Origin of the sequence: Atopobium fossor DSM 15642 (genome assembly GCF_000483125.1) — a bacterium.
In the GTDB taxonomy this organism is placed as follows: Bacteria; Actinomycetota; Coriobacteriia; order Coriobacteriales; family Atopobiaceae; genus Atopobium; species Atopobium fossor.
The window spans coordinates 1-19623 of sequence record NZ_KI519553.1 but is presented as its reverse complement, the minus strand read 5'-3'; the positions used below and the strand labels follow the sequence as shown (position 1 = coordinate 19623).

Sequence of the window (19623 nt, the reverse complement as noted above, 5' to 3'; positions counted from 1 at the left end):
ACAAACAATCTCTAAACGTGAGATGAGTTTTAAAGAATTGCTAAGTCCTCGTGCTTATGCCGCCTCGCTTCCAGCTCTTTTTCTGCCAAACAACCAGGTACACGAACCTGTAATAGCAAGGCTGCCCACAATGGTAAGAAGAACGGTACCTGAGCTGCCACTTGAGGGAAGCGTTTGAATGCGTTCGTCTTCAACCGTAATTGACCCAACACGATTTTGAACCGTTACTGGAGCATCATTAAGCAAAAATGAACCATCCGCTGCAATGACTAACTTTAGAGGCTCTGTTAGAAGTTGATATCCAGCGGGCGCAGTTGTTTCCTTTACCCAGTATGTACCAGGCTGGATGCCGTAAAAAGCAAGCGAACCTGTAGAACCTGTCTTTTCTTCTCCTGTAATTGCCTCTATAAAATCAGAGTCCTTATACAAACCTTGTGCAAGCTGGTCAGCATCTGTAAATTGCCCATCAGCATCGGTATCAACATATAGTGCAAACCCCGCATCGGAAAGTGGAGTATGAGTCGTCTTATCCTGCTTATTGATAATAAAAGCATAGGGTGCACGGGTATTTGTAATCGAAAAAGTAGCACTCTGTTGGGTAATACCCTTAAGTATCACTGATCGTGAGGTTAGTTTTTGTGATGTTGAATGAGCAGGAACACTTACATCATAACTAGCAACCCAATCAGAATCTTGTTCGCGTTCGGAAACGGTATACACGTGACCGGATGGTCCAGCGGGAACTTTAATGGTTTTTGTCCATCCTTCATCAGCAGTAAGCGTAACGATTTGTGAACGATTTGCCGTTTCGTCAGTTACTTGAACCTGAATAGAGGTTTTAGTAGCATCATGACCTTGCCATTTCTTTGTTATGGTCAACTCCGAGAGTTCGGGCATAAGAACTGGCTTGTCTTCATAGTCCTTAATACGCTCATCACTTGTTGTAGATGAGCCTCCTGTTTCTTTACGGTTGCGATAGGTTAGCTCAGCCGTATCGTTAGTATAAAAACCAGTCAATCCAGCATATCTACCTGCACCAACATCTGGAGCCGGATCGTAGAGAGCATCATATACAAGCTGTTTGGGTACAACTTTAAAGCTTAAGGTATACCTTGCTCCCTCTTCGAGCACATAATCTGAGCCAAGACTCCAAGTAACAGCATTGTCTGTATGTGTAACAGTGCCATCTGCCCACTGTGTAATGGTGCCATCCGCAGCAGTTTTAGTCACCGTGAATGTGGGGTTATCGCCCTCGGCAAATTCAACGTTATCTGAAAGCACATCCTTAATAGATACGTCAACATAACGATATTTATCAATTACCAGCATATCGGTAATTTCTTGGAACGAAGCTTTTAGCTTGGTATAGTCACTTCCATCCAGATACATCGAGCTTGTCTTTGTTGCAAAACTTTCAAGATGCATCGTTTTACCTTGAGCGGAAATGCAATAGAACTTATCGCTAGGATTACGCCTATTTGCTGCGGCAACAGCAGCCTGGAAAGCTTCAGGTGAATAATCTTCAATATCAACTATATTTTGCGTTGTATCTCCATAGGGTCCACTTTTGGGAACAAACTCCCATTGTGGATCGTTATAGTACTGGACAAATTCATCCGAAGAAACATGTCTTGATTCTGAGCCATTTTTAAATACGTAATAGTTGATATGCACATTTGGATCACCATCAGTGATAAAGATGACGTATTTTGCTGCATTAGGACGCCCAGTATCAAGCGCATTTGCAAAGTTTATGGCGTCTTCCCAGTTGGTAGAGCCTCTAGGAGAGACTCTTTCCATTGCACTTGAAATATCACTTTTAGAGGCAGTCCAGCTATTCAAAACTCGAGCATTGTCCTCAAAGCCAACAAGCGCGACTTGTACTTGTTTATCAGCTGGACGACTTGCATTTTCTTGTGTAAGCAACGTGTTAGCTAAGGTGTTAATTGCCTCTTTTGCATTGGCCCAATAGGTCCTGCCATTTACATCATAAGCAGTCATACTCCACGAATGATCAAGCACAACCACAATATCCGCAGGCTTATAGTTTGCTATGGAAGACTCTGATGAAATTCCTGTCACATCAAGAGAAAGAGTATAGGTTCCATCTGAATTAGGAGTAAGTGTTTTGCTGTGTACAGGAGGGGCGCTATCATCTGCAGATAATTTTGTTGGTACAAACAGCATGCACAACAACACCGCAGCTAAAACTACGAGCGAGCAAACTCCTGCAAACGCTTTTTTACTTGTATGTTCCATGTGCAACCAACATATAAATTAACTCGAATATATAATTATAGAATGAATTTTAACATAAAATTCTTTTTAAGATAAAAGTTTCTTGATTTTTTAGCTTTAAGTCAAATATTTTTCAAAAAATAAAGCGTCTACCAGCTCAAATGCTGATAGACGCTTGTAATGTCATGGTGGAGGCGCGGAGGATCGAACTCCGGTCCAAAGCACTTCCCTGGCAGGTGTCTCCAAGCTCAGTTGCTGGTTACGTCTTAAACGAACTACACCCAGTAACCCGCGTGTTCGTTCCAGCTGGTTTAATCTTAGCCTGCAGTATACCAACTACCTCTGCAGGAGCATCTTCCTAAAATGACGTCGCGCTAAAAACGGAAGCAATCCTTAGTTTGACGGCTACTTGTATAAATTAAGCAGCGAGGGCATAAGAGCCCTGATAAGAGTTGTTGTCAATTCAATTTGACGGTACCCCTGTTTAGCGTGGCGAGGAGACCACGGCTTGCTGCCCACCTCAGAACTACCTTGTCGAAACCAGTCGCCCCCAAACGGGGACCAATGGCCACCATTGTCAAAGTACTATCCACTAACGTACTGTCGTAGATGTGTGTACGAAGTATACCCTTTCCTGCCACAAGTACAAGAGTTGGCAAAAAAATATAGGCTTAATCCTCTACCAGCTCAAACATCTCTGGACCAACGCCACACTCAGGACATACGTAATCTTCAGGAAGCTCGGGGGTATTGACAGTTACTTCATAGCCACAAACAGTGCAACGAAACGTGTAAGTCTGCTCATCTGCCATAATTTTCTCCTTCTTTGAGTAGTCCTCTCCTCTGAGAACTTATAGCTTTAGTATATCCATGCGCCAACAAAAAGTTAGTTGTCAAATTGAGATTCGACCTTATTTGTGTATATATGTTGTTTGTTAGGTAACGTTTACTTCCGCAGCTAGCAGCTTACTAGTAGCGATTACGTTCCTTAAGGGCACGGGCAATTTCTCGATCTGTGTCACGTTTAGCCATATCCGCACGCTTATCGTACAGTTTTTTACCTACGCCCAAACCGATAAGCAATTTTACGCGGTTATTCTCGTCAAAGTACAACTCCAGTGGAATAAGCGCAGTGCCTTTAGTACGAAGCTTGCTATCCAGGTAATCAATCTGGCGACGGTGTAAGAGTAACCGACGTTTGCGATCGGGATCTACATTCCACACGTTACCATGACTGTAAGGATGTATGTGCACCCCATGCAGCCAGCACTGACCATCGCGGATAAGACAAAATGAGTCTGTAATCTGGCAGGCACGCTCACGCAAGCTACGAACCTCGGTGCCTCGCAAGACCAAACCCGCCTCGAAGGTTTCCTCAATAAAGTACTCATAGCGGGCCGAGCGATTCTTTGCAATGGTTTTCTTCTCGCGCTTAGACATGAGTTTCTCCGTTTGCGGAAGATGCGGAATCCGAGTCAGACTGATGGATAAGCTCAATAAGAGCGGCAGCAGCAGACGCTCCAATTAAATCACGCGCACGGACCGTTAACGTAGTTGCCAAATTCTTATGACCTGTTGCGGCAGCATCCGATGCAACCATAAGCATGCTTACCGCAATCTCTGCATTGGCGCCCTCGGGTAGACCTTCCTGTTCCAGCAGGTCACGAGCCTGTTCATCCGTAATGGTGTCTGGATCCGCATCCGTACCCGCAACCATAGCAAGAGCACCATCAAGCGCAGAAGAAGACATATCCAACCTGCGCGCACATCTTAAACAAGCTGCCTGCAGCTTAGGGCGATCGGTACTTTCAAAAAAACCAGCAAAGTTCAAATAAGCACGTACCAGATGAGCAGCCTCACTTGCACGCTCGAAGCATGAGTACGTCAGGCCAAGGTACTCATTTATATCACCGTTAGTACGATATAGATCGGCCAGGTTCAAACGATGGCTACAATCCATAGGATTCCAGCGAACTGCCTGTTTAAGCGCCTCGGTTGCACGTGCATAATCACCTTCATGTACACAAGCAATAGCCAAATCAGAATACAAACGATCCAAAGGCTCATTCATCTCGCGAAGTTCACGCGGGTCATTCTCTACACGACGATATGCTAGACGCTCAAACAGTGTTGGAAAGCTAAAATATTGCACCTCATCAGTGGTTTTGCAGTTACGATCTACATACTCTTCTGCATCCTCTGCCAGCTCAGATAAGAGAGCATCTGCCTGCTCATAATTTCCCTCGACGAGAAGACCTTCCGCTCGAAGGAGCTCGTCTATCATGCGTGTTTGGCTCATAAGAGCTCCTTTCGTGTTAGATTAACGCAACCACTATATTACCCAAGCTCGTCTTTAGATATGAGCGCCAAATCAATTTGTCCGCGAGGAATGTTGGTGCTACGCACCTGCACCGCAACACGACTACCCGGACGCAATACTACTCCGGTTGACTCTCCTGTAAGCGACATGTGTGCCTCATCAAAGACAAACCATTCATCACCTAAAAGCTTCATGGGAATCAGACCATCTGCATAGGTGGTATCAAGCGTAACAAATGCCCCAAAACGCTCGCACCCTGTAACAGTAGCCATGGTTTTCTCGCCAATGCGCTGATCATAGTATTGTGCCATCTTTACTCGTTGAGAAGCCCGTGCTGCTGCATCTGCTGTACGCTCTTTTTCGGAGCAGGTACGACAAAGCTGAGGCAGCAAGTCCGTCTTCTTTTGTGAGGTATGAACCGCAGAAGACACTCGTGCAGCACGTGCAAACTTAGCATCTGACGCAAGGGCTGCTGTAGTTTGGGGCTGTGTTGCGCAAACCAACTCCACTGCTTCAAAGGTTTTTCCTTTAAGCAACGCCTTAAGCGCGCGATGCACCAATACGTCTGAATAACGACGAATAGGAGACGTGAAATGACAATACGCCGTAGCACCCAGTGCATAATGACCTTGATTATAAGGGGCATATACCGCCTTGGATTGCGCACGAAGCAGCAGTGAGCTCACCAGGTACTCCTCTGGCGTACCCGCTACACTGGAAAGTACCTGCTGAATTGCATAGGGGTCACCAGCGCAAATACGGTCTCCTAACGCACCTTTAGCAATGTCTAACTCACGTAACAAGGCTACAGCACCTAACAAAGCATCTGCCTGTGGAGCCTCGTGTACGCGGTACGCACACTGCAGCTTAGCGTCATTGAGGGTATGCGCAACACACTCATTTGCCAGTAACATTGCCTCTTCTACCAGCGATGTTGCATCCGTTTTTTGACGTACACTCACACCAATGGGACGGTTATTCTCGTCCAATACCACGCGGGATTCCACGGATTCAAAATCAATTGAACCGCGCTTGGCACGAACTTGTTGTCTTTGATGAGAAAGACAATTAAGTGTATGCAGAGTTTTCTCAATAATAGACGCTAGTTTTGGCTCGCATGGAAGTTGCGAACAATGCAGTTTACCTGCCAGCACACTATCTACTTGTTCATAGGTAAGGCGCGCGCGAGAACGAATAACAGATGGAAATGCCTTCCAAGACAACACATGAGCTGTTTTATCCAAACGAATAAGCACGCTCATGGCAAGTCGATCTTGCTGAGGCATGAGTGAACAAGCATCATTGGAAAGCTCGTGCGGAAGCATGGGAATCACGCGATCTGCTAGATACACCGAGCACGTGCGTTGACGAGCTTCCACATCCAGAGAAGAATTCCAAGGTACATAATGGCTTACATCTGCAATATGTACACCCAGCTCAATCTGGCCGCCATCAAGCTCGCGAACAGAAACAGCATCATCGTAGTCACGTGCATCAGCAGGATCAATGGTTACACACACAAGATTCCGTAAATCCTGACGGATTTTCTCGGTAGCCAAAGCCTGTTCCACATCCACCGCAATGGCACGTGCTTCTTTGAGCGCTGCCTCGGGAAACGCCACAGCCAAGCCATAGGAAGCAACCACAGATTCCATGTCCAAATCAAGCTCTGTGGCCGAACCAAGACGTTTAGCAATAGTCACAATACCGGGCTCGTTGCGCGTGGGGTACCTAATAATGCGCGCAGATACAATATCACCTTCGGAAACCTTGTGTTTGCGAGCGGAATGGTCGCTGGGCAGGATGAGAAAATCACGCTGAATACGCTCGTCCATAGGAACCACAACACCCAAAGGTGCCAAATCCGCATAGCTGCCCAAAAAAGTAACGGTACCGCGTTGGATAACAGATTGGACATATGCCTGAACATCACTCGGACCCTTATGAATAAGAGAAAAGGCCACCAAATCTCCGTCCATAGCCTCGCGCAAACCGCGGCGCGCAACCACAAACGTTCCCTCGTCACTCACAATATGTGCAACACCCGGTCGCAAAACCCGCAATGTTCCCTGTAATGTTGGGCGTAGTTTACGCTTGGTATAGCTTGCCTGCCTACGGCCATAGCGTTTCTTTTTACCTCGACCCACAAGAGCCCTTTCTCTTTTTAAAAAGCGCCACACCAACAGGGGTGCAGCGCTTTAAAACGTACTTATGTTGGCAGATTTTGTGACCGTAAAGCTAAAGCCACCCAACCATGCTCAATACTAAACCTTGAGGTAACGCCTCATAGCAATAAGTGAACCAAACAAACCAATAATAATGCCAATACCAAGCAAACCACCATATATCTGCAGCAATACCGTATGCGATACCGTAAAGTTAAGGAACGACAGATTAGACTCAAGTCGCGGCACTGCATAGGAAAGCACTGTTTGCAATCCACCAATTGCCAAAGCGGCACCCAACAACGCCTCAAGCACGCCTTCCATCAAGAATGGCCCTCGAATAAAGCCGTTGGAAGCACCAACCAAACGCTCGATAGCAATCTCACGACGACGAGCAGTAATAGCAAGACGAATCGTATTGTTAATAAAGACAAAGGCCACGAATACCAGTAGTCCAACCAGCACCAAAGTGATAATGCGGATATAGTTGGTTACCGAGAAGAGCTTTTCTACCGTACCTTGTCCATAAACAACAGCAGCTTCAGAGTTTTTATCGTCAGCCAGCTCAGCAAAGTCAGAATCTGCAATGAGTTTATCGGCAGTTGACTTAACCTGCTTAGGATTGTCCAACCTGATTACCAGCGATGCAGGAACAGGATTGGTGCCATCAAGTGCAGCTACAGCAGCCTCAGCATTTTTGTTGGACATGGTCTCCTTATACTCCTGGAGAGCCTGTTCCTTACTTTTGTAGTCAACAGACGCAACATTATCCCAACCAGAAATCTTGGTCTTGAGAGAATCGACAGCTGTTTGATCTGCATTGTCCGACAAAAATGCCTGGATGGTTACCTTGTCCTCTACGTTACCCACCATATTTGACAACATGGAAGAACCCAGTGCAAACAGGCCAATGACAAACAAGGACAGGAAAATTGTTACGATAGCGCCAAATACAGTAGACCAATTACGGCGAAAATGGCTGCCGGCCTCACGCAGCGAATACCCAATATTAGATAGACCCATAATAACCGTAGCCTCCCCTCTCTTGGTCACGGACAACATGTCCACCTTCAAGGGCAATAACACGCTTGCGCATAGAGTCAACCATCTCACGGTCGTGTGTTGCCATCAAAACAGTAGTACCCGTGCGGTTAATACGCTCAAGTAACTTCATAATGCCCAAAGAAATTGCAGGATCAAGATTGCCAGTAGGCTCATCACATACCAACAGAGGTGGACGATTAACCATAGCGCGAGCAACAGAAACACGTTGCTGCTCTCCACCAGAAAGCTGATCGGGGTAGCTGTCCATCTTATCGCCAAGACCGACCAAGCGCAGCACCTCAGGTACCTGCGCACGAATGACAGAGCGCGGCTTGCCAATGCACTCCAAAGCAAAAGCTACGTTTTCATACGTAGTCTTGCCCGGAAGTAGCTTAAAGTCCTGGAATACACAACCAATTTGACGGCGGAGATACGGAACCTTCCAGTTGCGCATGTTGGTAAGATCCTGACCAGCAACAATTACCTGACCAGAAGTTGCCTTAAGTTCACGCGTAAGTAGGCGCAAAAACGTGGACTTACCCGAACCAGAGTGACCTACCAAGAACACAAACTCACCTGCGTATACATCCAAGCTTACATCCTGCAAAGCTGGCTTTTGAGGCTGAGCGGGATATACCTTGGAGACATTACGCAAGGAAATAACAGGTTTGGAAGAGCGTGGTACCGATGGCTCCGTAGGCTCATTGCTTGATGTAATGGGGGCAAAAGCTGTGGTAAAACCTTCGGTAGTTGCAATGCGCTGAGCCTCCTTGATTGCTTCAGACTGATCAACATCTGCTGATGACATGTCTGACACATCCGAGGCGCTTTCGCTTGCATTTGCACTTGTATTTGTATTTGGAATAACGATGTTCGATGCATCCTCAATTGCTGGGGGTGCAGGAACCTGATGAGTAGCCTGTGGTACAGAGCCATTTACTTGTTCTGCGTCCACAGCCGCGGTGTCAGAAACCACGGACGGGGTTGGAACAGCTGCTCCGGCTACGTCATCTCGTCGCTCATCGCTGACGAAATGGTTTGCCACAAGAGCTCCTTACTGCGTTTAAGGTACAGATACAAAAGTTATTTTACCAAAGCCATCGACGGCTTATACATCCACCACTTTGTCTGCAGAGAAAACCTACGTGTAGCCACATAACATTGTTTGAATGGCTCTATTTGACACCCAGCTCAGAAAATCCTTCGCCAAATGCTTCGTGAACTTCAGAAATAACTACCACTGCCTCAGGGTCTACCCCCTCGACAATAGATTTGAGGTAGTTAATTTCCCCACGGCTAAGCACCACAAACAACATTGGCTTGCTATTTCCGGACCATACACCACGAGCCTGAATCTCTGTACAGCCACGCTTCATTTCGTACATAATCGCATTGGCAATGCGCTCGTGCTTCTCGGAAATAATATAGGCAGCACGCGTAGTTGAAGGACCATCCACCACATAATCAAGCACGCGACCAGCAATAAACATGCAAATCACTGCGTACAAAGCATTGCTGAGCGAGAAAACCGGAATAGACGCTATGATAACCACTGCATCAATAATGATTGATGCTGTACCTACCGAAAGAGAACTGTGACTTGCAATAATTTGCGCCACAATATCTGTACCGCCTGTATTTCCACCAGAGCGAAATACCAATCCAAGACCAAAACCTGCAATTACGCCACCCCAAATAGCTGCTAATAGCAAATCATCGCTGCTTAAAACAGGAAGAATAGGCGCCATGGCATCCAATGCGATACTAGAACACACAATACCTGCGATAGTTCGAATCAAATAGCGCTTGCCTCCTGTTTTTACTACGGGAATGAGCAGAAAAACATTAGCAAGAAGCGTCTGAGCGCCAACGGGTATTTCCAGTCCTGCCTGTGCACCCAGCGCATGAATGATGGTTGCTAGACCAGTTACGCCACCGGCTGCCAAACCATTGGGGACCTGAAAGCAATCAATTCCTACCGCAAAAAACAGAGAGCCCACAATAATTAAAAATGCATCGCGAACATCTCCGCGACTTATTACATGACGCTTCATTGTGCCTCCTCTGCTTTTGTATGAATTAGGAGAATGATTTTACTTTATTCACTATCAGAAATGCCAGAGTCAGGTTTACCAGCAGCTACCCAGCGATGATATCCAATAATAAATTCATTAAGTTCACCATTCTCTAAAACGGCGTTTACTTTGCCTGTCTCCACACCTGTGCGTAAATCCTTAACCATCTGATAGGGATACAGCACGTAGCTCCGGATTTGATTGCCAAACGAAATGTCATGCTTGGGTCCGCGAATCTCATCAAGTTCCGCATCTCGCTGCGCCTTTTTTAGTTCATAAAGACGACTGCGCAAGATCTGCATGGCAAATGCCTTATTTTGCAATTGGCTGCGTTCATTTTGGCATGTGACCACAATACCAGTTGGAATATGGGTAATGCGCACGGCAGAATCTGTGGTGTTTACGCCTTGACCACCGTGACCGGATGCATGATATACATCAATACGAAGGTCATTTGGATCAATCTGCACATCTACGTCTGCAGGCAAAACAGGAATGACTTCCACACCAGCAAAGGTAGTCTGACGTCGTTTTTTATCGTCCGTTGGAGAAATACGCACCAGACGATGAACGCCCTGCTCTGCCCTAAGCATGCCATAAGCATTTTCTCCGGCGACAGTAAAGGTTGCCCGATCAATACCAATTACCTCAGCAGTTGGTGCATCATTAATAGTAACTTTCCATCCACGAGAAGCGCAGTACTTAAGATACATATGAAACAGCATATCCGTCCAGTCCTGAGCCTCAAGCCCACCTTGGCCAGGTGTCACCGTAACAATCGCATCTCCGTAATCAAATTCTTCCGTAAACCAACTAGTCAATTCAAGTTCGGATAGTTGTTGCTCGATTTTCTCAACACAAACAGAAGCTTCTATCGTAAATGCTTCATCGCCCGTCTCGTCCAAAAGTTGCAAAGCGACTTGTGCATCTTCAAGACCAGCTTTAATATCCGCAACTTGAGAGATGGTTTGCTTAGCTCGTGCAAGTTTTTCCATAGTTATGCGGGCAGCGTCTGCGTCATTCCAAAAGTCAGTAGCCGAGCTCACACGTTCAAGCTCGGCAACTGTTTGCTGTAAAGTATCTATGTGCAAAAATGCCTGTGCATGAGTTAGACGTTCTTCTAACTCATGCAGCAAGCCTAGTGTTACTTCAATCATTAATAGTTCCTATTTAACGGTTCCTGCCGTGGCAATTCTTGAATTTTTTGCCACTTCCGCAGGGGCAAGGATCATTGCGACCAACACCTGCATAAGGATCATTTTGCGCTTTAATATACGTCTGAGCCTTATCCTGACCGGCAACGACCTGCTTACCTGCTGCATTTACCACGGCTTGAGGGTTGCGCACACGAGCTTGACCCATTGCAGATCTTGCACCTTGATCACCATCTACCTCTGTTGGGCCAGAATAGGTTGCCTGAGATAGACCATCATCCACTGGTGCAGCAGGTGCAACAGCCAACTCCATGCGCAAAACCGTACGGATAAAGTCCTCATACATAGTGCTAACTAGTTCGGAGAATGCCTGGTATGCTTCACTGCGATATTCCATTAATGGATCACGCTGACCAAAACCACGCAAGCCTATACCCGTCTTGAGATAATCCATCTCCTGTAGGTATGCCATCCAACGCGTATCGATAACTCGCAGCATAACCTGAGTGGCCAAAGCACTCATAATGTCATCACCAATACGGGCAGCCTTGTTGGTATATGCACCAAAAACGAATTCAGCAACAGCGTCGACAATCTCTTGGCTATCCATAGAGATAGTAATCTCAGGCAAATCACTCTGTTCTATACCAGTAAGCTCTTCGAGCCACTTGAGAAGACCTTCGATATCCCAATCCTCTGCAGAGACCGCCGCAGAACAATAGTTTTGGACTTCTCGCTCAACAGTATCGTAAGTAACTTCCTCAACGTGATCTGTTAGATCCTTACCGTCCAGAATCTTATTGCGCTCTTCGTAGATAACTTGGCGCTGCTTGTTCATAACATCGTCGTAATCCAGAACATTCTTACGCATGGAGAAGTTAATTTCCTCAACTTTACGCTGAGCACCCTCCACGGCTCTGGAGACAGATTTAGACTGAATGGGTTCATCGGAAGGCATCTCCGCACGCTCCATCCACTCCGCAATCTTATCCATACGATCGCCGCCAAATAGACGCATCAGATCATCCTGAAGTGAAAGATAAAACTGCGTTTCACCAGGATCACCCTGACGACCAGAACGACCACGCAACTGGTTGTCAATGCGGCGAGACTCGTGTCGCTCAGTACCAATGACACACAATCCACCAGCAGCCTTTACGTGCTCGCGTTCTATTGCACAAATTTCACGTGCTTTTTCTAGTGCAGCTGTCTTTTGTTGCTCAGTTACCTCTTCCAGATCAAAGCCCTGTTCAAGAAGTAAATCGTCAGCCAAAAATTGAGGGTTACCACCCAATAAGATATCCGTACCACGACCAGCCATGTTGGTTGCAATGGTTACTGCACCCTCACGACCAGCCTGTGCAACGATAGTTGCCTCACGCTCATGGAATTTAGCATTAAGCACATTGTGGGCAATACCGCGCTTATTAAGCAAACGTGACAAACGCTCGGAATTCTCGATAGAAACCGTACCAACCAAAACTGGTTGTCCTGCCTTGTGACGTTCAATAACATCCTGTGCAACCGCATTAAACTTATCGTCAATAGTGCGATACACTAGGTCAACATTATCAATACGTGCAACAGGCCTGTTAGGTGGAATTGACTGAACAGGCAGGCTATAAATCTCACGGAATTCGGCATCCTCAGTCATTGCAGTACCAGTCATGCCAGAAAGCTTCTTATAGAGGCGGAAGTAGTTTTGCAATGTAATAGTTGCGAGCGTTTGATTTTCCTCGCGAACGTACACGCCTTCCTTGGCCTCAATTGCCTGATGCAGACCCTCAGAGTAGCGACGACCCTCCATGATACGACCAGTAAACTCATCAACAATCTTGACTTCCCCATCCGTAACAACATACTGTTGGTCACGGTGGAACATATACTGAGCCTTGAGTGCCTGCTGCAAATGGTTAACCAACTGGCCAGAAATATCTGCGTATAAATCATCAATACCTAGAGCACGCTCAACCTTTTTAAGACCTTGCTCCGTAGTTGCGATAGTATGCTTTGCCTCATCCATCTCAAAATCTTCTTCAGGAATAAGACCACGAACAGCACGAGCAAAATCCTTATAAGTACTTGCAGACTTAGAGCCAGCACCAGAAATAATGAGTGGCGTACGAGCCTCATCAATCAAGATGGAGTCAACCTCATCCACAATCGTGAAATTGTGACCGCGTTGAACACGCATGCTAGCACGTGTAACCATATTGTCACGCAGGTAATCGAAGCCAAACTCTGAGTTGGTGCCATAGGTAACATCCGCTTGATAGGCTGGCTTTTTTAACGTTAGGGGCATACCATTTTGCAACAAACCAACATTCATACCCATATAACGATATAGCTGACCCATCCACTCGCTATCTCGCTTAGCCAAGTAATCATTTACGGTAACAATATGTACGCCATCACCAGAAATTGCATTGAGATAACCTGCAAGTGTCGAGACAAGTGTCTTGCCTTCACCTGTCTTCATCTCGGCAATCATACCACGATGTAAGGCTGCGCCGCCAATAAGCTGAACAGGAAAGTGACGCATACCCAAAACTCGTCCGGACGCTTCACGTACCGCAGCAAATGCCTCAGGCATCATGTCATCAAGTGACTCACCATTGGTATAACGCTCACGAAACTCAGCTGTCTTCCCTTTAAGTTCAGCTTCACTTAAAACCGCAAACTGATTGCTCAAATCCTCAACACGTGCTGCGACCTTCTCAAATTCCTTCAATTCCTTATCGGAGCCAATTGAGAGTAGTTTAGAAAAGAAACCTGGCATGTTACTTCCTTGCCTGAGTACAACCTTTGGATAATTCTTTACACATAGTTCTTCAATCTGTAACTTTATCAATCCTCAAGCAAAGCCTTGTGCAAGATAGAACCCATCACTATAAATACGCAGACCGTCATATAAGCTTACGAAGCAGCTTTCCTAGGCGTTTTACCCTTCTTATCCTTCTTACCCTTCTTATCCTGCTGATCATTCTTACATGCTCCAAGTATTCCATTTGACCTAGTGTCATGACTTCCCTTGTCAGGCTCGTCTGCACTACCTTCAACACCTAAGTCCTTGTACATGGACTGCAATAATCTCTTAAGCTCACGAGATGGTGAGAGACCCGTAACTTCAGAAAGTCTACGCGCATACTTGGTAAACAGAGCCTTGGCATCCACCATCCGGCTTTGCGCTACATATACCTCTAACAACACTTTCAGCACATCTTCGCGCAAGTCATCTGTACGATACGCCATGTCTGCCAACCATTCTGCATGAGATAACTCATCTTCTGTCAGCGCCGCTCGAGCCCCCAGCAAACACAAATCAATAAAACGCTTTGATGTATCCTGTCGAGCCGCCAGCGTTATACCCAACGCATCGTCCAAAGCACTCACCGCTCCGGTATACAACGCCGAAACCCTTATGACTTCTTGTAATACCCGCTTGTTTGAATACTCTGCCGAAAAAACCTTCTGACAAGCATGGATAAATTCATCAACGTCTACTTTTACACAATCGGGTGCTAACCAAACCCTACCGTTACCCGTACGGATAAACGGGCAGCCTCCTCCTTCTACGCTCAAAGCTCTCCGAGCAGCCGTAAGTGTGACATACAAACGGTCACGTGCTTGGTTATAGCTACAGTCTGGCCATAGAGCAGAAGTCAACTGAAAACGTGTAAGCGCATGACCTGGCGTTACCGCCAATAAAGCAATAAGATTTTTTGCCATATGACGCTTCCACGATGTCTCAGCAATTGGAATATCATCAATATATACCGATAGTTCACCCAAGACTCGAATATTCAATTCATGAGGCTTAATGTCCGCAAGCAGAATATCGCTTTTATGCTTTTCTAACATATCTCGACGGTCAATCCCAAACCGATCAATCTTGTTTTTCCAAGCAGTGGGCATTGCATCGGCGAGCGTTTGAGACAATTTTCCACAAGTTTTAACAAGTACGGCCATCAAGGGCACCATTATCTCGGGCAACTCATATTTTTTGAGTCTATTTGCTGCAATCACAAGCTTTGACTTCTCTCCCAAATAGGCTTTTGCGAGAAGCCACTCTGCACAATTCTCCTCTGCCAATAGCTCAGTCTCTGCCATGTTCAGTGCATTTACATGGTTTGCCAATCCCACTGATTCCAACATTTTCTCATCATCTATATCACCCGAATTCATGCAAACGTCTAGCGCCTTTTTTAAGTGATTAATATGCTTTAAGATCAAAAATGGATCTGCTCCTGACAGAAGTTTTTTTGCGCGCTCTATCAATACATATGCTTGTAGTCGAGAGCCTTCATACATACTTTGCATAGAAGCACAGATTAGCAAAACTGAAGATTCCACCAACAAGTTTGCAGCAACCATTTTATTCACTAGGCGCTCAAGCTCAGAAAGCTGATTTAACGCTCCTGCCAATGCATCAAGTCCTAAGCAAAACGCCTTAAGACGATCCGATAAAAATGCATACTCCGTCTGATTCATAAACTCTTCTACGCGCTCTTGCAATATAAACCCGGCACTCAACACATGATCGGAGGCAAAACGTTGAACCATTGCAAAATCAATTGCCAGCAGCGCATCCGTCAAGGAACTAATTTTTGAAGGCACACCCTGAAGCAATAATTCTGCAAATGCCTTCTTTATATCACCACATAAAAGGTAGTTTTTTACGCGCCAATGAACATAAAATTCATGTGCTAATCCATATGTTCCATCCATTGCAAGCTTGGGTGGAAGATTACAAAATTCCCGAACACCGTCCAAGGAGTGCTGTCTTGCCATCGGAGTACTTGATGCACTTTCACTCTCTTCACTTTGTTTATCTAATACTCCATTATTGAAAACCGAAATAGGTTTCAAGGCTTCCAACATCCAAATCAGCTGGTAGTACATCTCTGTTTGGCGAGAGCCTAAGGGGATAGGAACTTGGGTAAACGCCTGCTGCGCAATCTCATATTGTCCATCAATTGCATAAAGCGCCACCTGAGCACAGCTTTTCTCAAATACATATAGACTATCTGAACTTTTTTGAACTGCTTTACGAATTATCTGACCTTCTCCAGAGTTTATAAGCTCCAGCGGCCAACTCATTGCAACATCTAGCCATGTTTTCTCATCAAAAAACAAGCATGCTACTTTAGCCGCACGAACATACTTCCCATGCTCCAGTAAAATTTCAATACAACGCCTGGTAATTTGCGGTTCAAGCTCTGCTTGCAAACTCAATTCATGCCTTATACCATCAAGAGCCTTGTGACTGGATAAGTACGCACAGCAAAAAGTCTTATTCACAATCGAAGCATTATAAAATGGTGACGCATCACAAAGCGTTGCAAACAAATCTCCGCAAGGCCTACCAATAACCTTATCTAAGTCTTCTACTGTACCTGATCCCAAAAGAAACATAGCGAGCCGCATGTTCTTATCATCGGTAATCAGAGACTCTCTAAAACCATCGCGTACAAATTTTTTGGTTGCATCGCGTAGGCAATATATGGATTCAGCAGGTAAGTTCTGATGAACATGGTGGCTCAAATATTCCAAAGATGGACGCATTAATTGCGGCACTCCACAAGTACAGGCAAACAAGGATTCAAGCTGTGAGTGACTCGCAAAAGATAAAAATGATCCCAAACAAGAACGATTAATTACTAAATCACTACCATGGATAATAGCAGGATTATTGATATGCGAAATAGCCTGAGAGGCCTCTGGAGCGACTGTAATCACAAAATTGTAGTGATACTCACTTAAACGAGAAATAAGCTTACCAAGACGTTTAGCAAGAGTCTCGTCACAGGGCATTAGATCTTTAATAACAATCAAAGGTTGAATTTCATTGCCAGACTCAACTTCGTTGCAATAATGTCTTATTTGAGAAAGTAAATCATCTTTAGACAGCTCTAAGCAATTAATCTCATACGTAGGATGACCTTTGGCATTCCATACGCATAATAGTTGATGTGCATATGTATCACAGTCACAACTTGGCTCCGCAAGGAACACCACAACTGGACTTGTAAACTTGCTTTGACCAATATGAATGCCTTCTAAAATTTGAACACTATTAAGGCACTCAGAAATATTGATCTTTTCACTTACATACGCACCTCTATGCTCTGCACGGGTAGCCAGGGGCCTCCTACGCATGAGATATCCCTCCAAACTAGTTATATAAAACAACCTGAAGACAATGCATTATTAAAATAACAAAAAATTACGACTTGATAAGCCTTATTTTTCTGAATAAAACCCAACATTTTCTAAATTTTTGTATAAAATCAAAGTCAAAAACTATATATTGTGGTCTAAAATAGAAACAACCACAGCAAGTGGTCCAAAAATGAATAAAGATGCGATTTTTTTAATATTGAAATAATTCCGTGAACGGAAGTTCAAACAAAATAAACGACCACTTAAAGCCAAAAATCAACCGCTTACAAGGGATAGAGTAGTTTTAAACAACAATTCTTCCTCCCTCTAACAAAAAAGGACAGTTGCAAAGCTGCAACTGTCCTTATAAAGCAAAATACCCTTTGTTGGTCAGCGACGTCCTTATCTCCCACGGACTTACTCCGCAGTACCATCGGCGCTTAAGGGCTTAACTTCTGGGTTCGGAATGGGACCAGGTGTACCTCCTTAGCCATAATCGCTGACCAACAAAGAGCATTCTGTTATCAATAAGAGGTTTGCTGGTGCGCATACCCTTACAACCGCACAGCGCGATAATCATGTGTCATATAAGAAGTTCGCATACCAATTAGTACAACGTAAGTAAAAAGAAGAGCTCGACCTATTAGTACTGCTCGACTGAATGCGTTGCCGCACTTACATCTGCAGCCTATCACCTCGTGGTCTACAAGGGGTCTTAGTAATCAGGAAAACTCATCTTGGGACGGGCTTCCCGCTTAGATGCTTTCAGCGGTTATCCACACCGGACGCGGCTACTGGGCAATGCCATTGGTTGACAACCCATACACCGGAGGTCCGTCCACCCCGGTCCTCTCGTACTAGGGGCAGCCTCCCTCAATTTTCCTACGCCCACGGAGGATAGGGACCGAACTGTCTCACGACGTTCTGAACCCAGCTCGCGTACCGCTTTAAATGGCGAACAGCCATACCCTTGGGACCTGCTCCAGCCCCAGGATGCGATGAGCCGACATCGAGGTGCCAAACCTTCCCGTCGATGTGGACTCTTGGGGAAGATCAGCCTGTTATCCCCGGAGTACCTTTTATCCGTTGAGCGACGGCCATTCCACGCTGAGCCGCCGGATCACTAGAACCTGGTTTCCCATCTGCTCGACTTGTAGGTCTCACAGTCAAGCCTGCTTATGCTCTTGCACTCAAAAGGATGGTTGCCGACCATCCTGAGCAGACCTTACGTGCGCCTCCGTTACATTTTAGGAGGCGACCGCCCCAGTCAAACTACCCACCAGACACGGTCCTCACGCCAGATTATGGTCGCAAGTTAGGATGCCAGAACGTCGAGGGTGGTATTCCAAGGGTGACTCCATGAAAACTGGCGTTTCCACTTCATAGTCTCCCACCTATCCTCTACACGACGAACCGGCAGCCAATGTCTAGCTGCAGTAAAGGTTCACGGGGTCTTTCCGTCCTTCCGCGGGTAAGTCGCATCTTCACGACTAGTGCAATTTCACCGAGTCTATGGTTGAGACAGCGTCCAAATCGTTACGCCTTTCGTGCAGGTCGGAACTTACCCGACAAGGAATTTCGCTACCTTAGGACCGTTATAGTTACGGCCGCCGTTTACCGGGGCTTAGATTTGCTGCTTCGGAAAAAATTCCTGACAACTCCTCGTGACCTTCCGGCACCGGGCAGGCGTCAGACCCTATACGTCGTCTTACGACTTCAGCAGAGTCCTGTGTTTTTGATAAACAGTCGTTTGGACCTCTTTACTGAGACCGAACTCAGCTCAGGAAGTAAATTCCATCACCAAATTCGGCACCCCTTCTCCCGAAGTTACGGGGCAATTTTGCCGAGTTCCTTAACCATAGTTCTCTCGATCGCCTTGGTATGTTCTACCCATCCACCTGTGTCGGTTTGCGGTACGGGCACCTCAGTGCTCCCTAGAGGTTTTTCTTGGAAGTATGGGCTTACTCACTTCACACAATTGCTTCGTCGGCCGCCTCAGCCACAATTGAGTGCGCATTTAACTACACTCAAGCCTACGCGGTTTCACGGGGACGTCCAGAACCCCGCCAAGCTACCCTTCTCCGTCACCCCATCGGTAATAACGTACTTTCGGTGGTGCAGGAATGTCTACCTGCTGTGCATCGACTACGCCTTCCGGCCTCGCCTTAGCTCCCGACTGACCCTGGGAGGATTAGCCTTGCCCAGGAAACCTTGGATTTACGGCGGAGGTGTTTTTCACACCTCTCTCGTTACTCATGCCAGCATTCTCACTTCTAGTCAGTCCACCATGGGTTATCCCACAGCTTCAACCCAAATAGAAAGCTCCCCTACCACTAATTAGATTAGTCCGTCGCTTCGGTACTATGCTTAGCCCCGTATATTATCGGCGCATGTCCACTCGACCAGTGAGCTATTACGCACTCTTTAAATGAATGGCTGCTTCTAAGCCAACATCCTGGTTGTCT

11 protein-coding genes, 2 rRNA genes, 1 other RNA gene and 1 pseudogene are annotated in these 19623 nt (G+C 46.0%); all 15 read right to left on the bottom strand.

From position 1 onward, the window contains the following. Nucleotides 1–54 precede the first annotated feature (54 nt). The gene (locus G469_RS0102795; RefSeq protein WP_084522281.1) at nucleotides 55–2259 is read right to left on the bottom strand and encodes a DUF7604 domain-containing protein; all 2205 of its coding nucleotides are present in this window, start codon (nucleotides 2257–2259) and stop codon (nucleotides 55–57) included. A 165-nt stretch (nucleotides 2260–2424) separates the two neighbouring features. Further along, nucleotides 2425–2790: a transfer-messenger RNA gene (gene ssrA / locus G469_RS09025) on the bottom strand. A gap of 119 nt (nucleotides 2791–2909) precedes the next feature. Further along, entirely contained in the window at nucleotides 2910–3050 is a 141-nt protein-coding gene (locus G469_RS0102790; RefSeq protein WP_028263747.1) for a rubredoxin-like domain-containing protein, read from the bottom strand. A 157-nt stretch (nucleotides 3051–3207) separates the two neighbouring features. Next, nucleotides 3208–3678 (bottom strand): SsrA-binding protein SmpB, encoded by a 471-nt coding sequence (smpB, locus tag G469_RS0102785; RefSeq protein WP_028263746.1) that lies wholly within the window; start codon nucleotides 3676–3678, stop codon nucleotides 3208–3210. Then, nucleotides 3671–4537 carry a tetratricopeptide repeat protein gene (locus G469_RS08135; RefSeq protein ID WP_051353726.1) on the bottom strand — a complete coding sequence of 289 codons (867 nt, stop codon included), beginning with the start codon at nucleotides 4535–4537 and terminating at the stop codon, nucleotides 3671–3673. The genes smpB and G469_RS08135 overlap by 8 nt, the downstream gene beginning before the upstream one ends. Before the next feature lie 38 nt (nucleotides 4538–4575). After that, nucleotides 4576–6705, bottom strand: a complete 2130-nt coding sequence (locus tag G469_RS0102775; RefSeq protein ID WP_028263745.1) for a ribonuclease R family protein — start codon at nucleotides 6703–6705, stop codon at nucleotides 4576–4578. A gap of 117 nt (nucleotides 6706–6822) precedes the next feature. Continuing rightward, nucleotides 6823–7785: a permease-like cell division protein FtsX gene (gene ftsX, locus G469_RS0102770; protein WP_245579113.1), complete on the bottom strand. Its 963-nt coding sequence runs from the start codon at nucleotides 7783–7785 to the stop codon at nucleotides 6823–6825. Then, nucleotides 7733–8812, bottom strand: coding sequence for a cell division ATP-binding protein FtsE (gene ftsE, locus G469_RS0102765; protein ID WP_028263743.1), 1080 nt, complete (start codon nucleotides 8810–8812; stop codon nucleotides 7733–7735). Before ftsE ends, ftsX begins: the two co-directional genes overlap by 53 nt. Nucleotides 8813–8942: 130 nt before the next feature. Beyond that, nucleotides 8943–9821, bottom strand: coding sequence for a YitT family protein (locus G469_RS0102760; RefSeq protein ID WP_028263742.1), 879 nt, complete (start codon nucleotides 9819–9821; stop codon nucleotides 8943–8945). Nucleotides 9822–9865: 44 nt separating this feature from the next. Next, nucleotides 9866–10999, bottom strand: coding sequence for a peptide chain release factor 2 (gene prfB / locus G469_RS0102755; RefSeq protein WP_028263741.1), 1134 nt, complete (start codon nucleotides 10997–10999; stop codon nucleotides 9866–9868). A gap of 13 nt (nucleotides 11000–11012) precedes the next feature. Further along, on the bottom strand, nucleotides 11013–11204 hold the full coding sequence (locus tag G469_RS09205; protein WP_407637653.1) for an SEC-C metal-binding domain-containing protein: 192 nt from the start codon (nucleotides 11202–11204) through the stop codon (nucleotides 11013–11015). Nucleotides 11205–11215: 11 nt separating this feature from the next. Continuing rightward, a pseudogene (gene secA, locus G469_RS0102750) lies at nucleotides 11216–13775 on the bottom strand (preprotein translocase subunit SecA); the annotation flags it as partial. A gap of 137 nt (nucleotides 13776–13912) precedes the next feature. After that, nucleotides 13913–17155 (bottom strand): AfsR/SARP family transcriptional regulator, encoded by a 3243-nt coding sequence (locus tag G469_RS0102745; protein WP_028263739.1) that lies wholly within the window; start codon nucleotides 17153–17155, stop codon nucleotides 13913–13915. Between the two features lie 391 nt (nucleotides 17156–17546). Further along, nucleotides 17547–17662, bottom strand: a 5S ribosomal RNA gene (gene rrf / locus G469_RS0102740). A 118-nt stretch (nucleotides 17663–17780) separates the two neighbouring features. Beyond that, nucleotides 17781–19623, bottom strand: a 23S ribosomal RNA gene (locus tag G469_RS0102730); the annotation flags it as partial.

Bases quoted from the DNA above. Each gene is read 5' to 3' on its own strand.
- G469_RS0102795 (WP_084522281.1), bottom strand. From the start codon at position 2,259: ATGGAACATACAAGTAAAAAAGCGTTTGCAGGAGTTTGCTCGCTCGTA.
- G469_RS0102790 (WP_028263747.1), bottom strand. From the start codon at position 3,050: ATGGCAGATGAGCAGACTTACACGTTTCGTTGCACTGTTTGTGGCTAT.
- smpB (WP_028263746.1), bottom strand. From the start codon at position 3,678: ATGTCTAAGCGCGAGAAGAAAACCATTGCAAAGAATCGCTCGGCCCGC.
- G469_RS08135 (WP_051353726.1), bottom strand. From the start codon at position 4,537: ATGAGCCAAACACGCATGATAGACGAGCTCCTTCGAGCGGAAGGTCTT.
- ftsX (WP_245579113.1), bottom strand. From the start codon at position 7,785: ATGTTGTCCGTGACCAAGAGAGGGGAGGCTACGGTTATTATGGGTCTA.
- G469_RS0102760 (WP_028263742.1), bottom strand. From the start codon at position 9,821: ATGAAGCGTCATGTAATAAGTCGCGGAGATGTTCGCGATGCATTTTTA.
- prfB (WP_028263741.1), bottom strand. From the start codon at position 10,999: ATGATTGAAGTAACACTAGGCTTGCTGCATGAGTTAGAAGAACGTCTA.
- G469_RS09205 (WP_407637653.1), bottom strand. From the start codon at position 11,204: ATGGGTCAAGCTCGTGTGCGCAACCCTCAAGCCGTGGTAAATGCAGCA.
- G469_RS0102745 (WP_028263739.1), bottom strand. From the start codon at position 17,155: ATGCGTAGGAGGCCCCTGGCTACCCGTGCAGAGCATAGAGGTGCGTAT.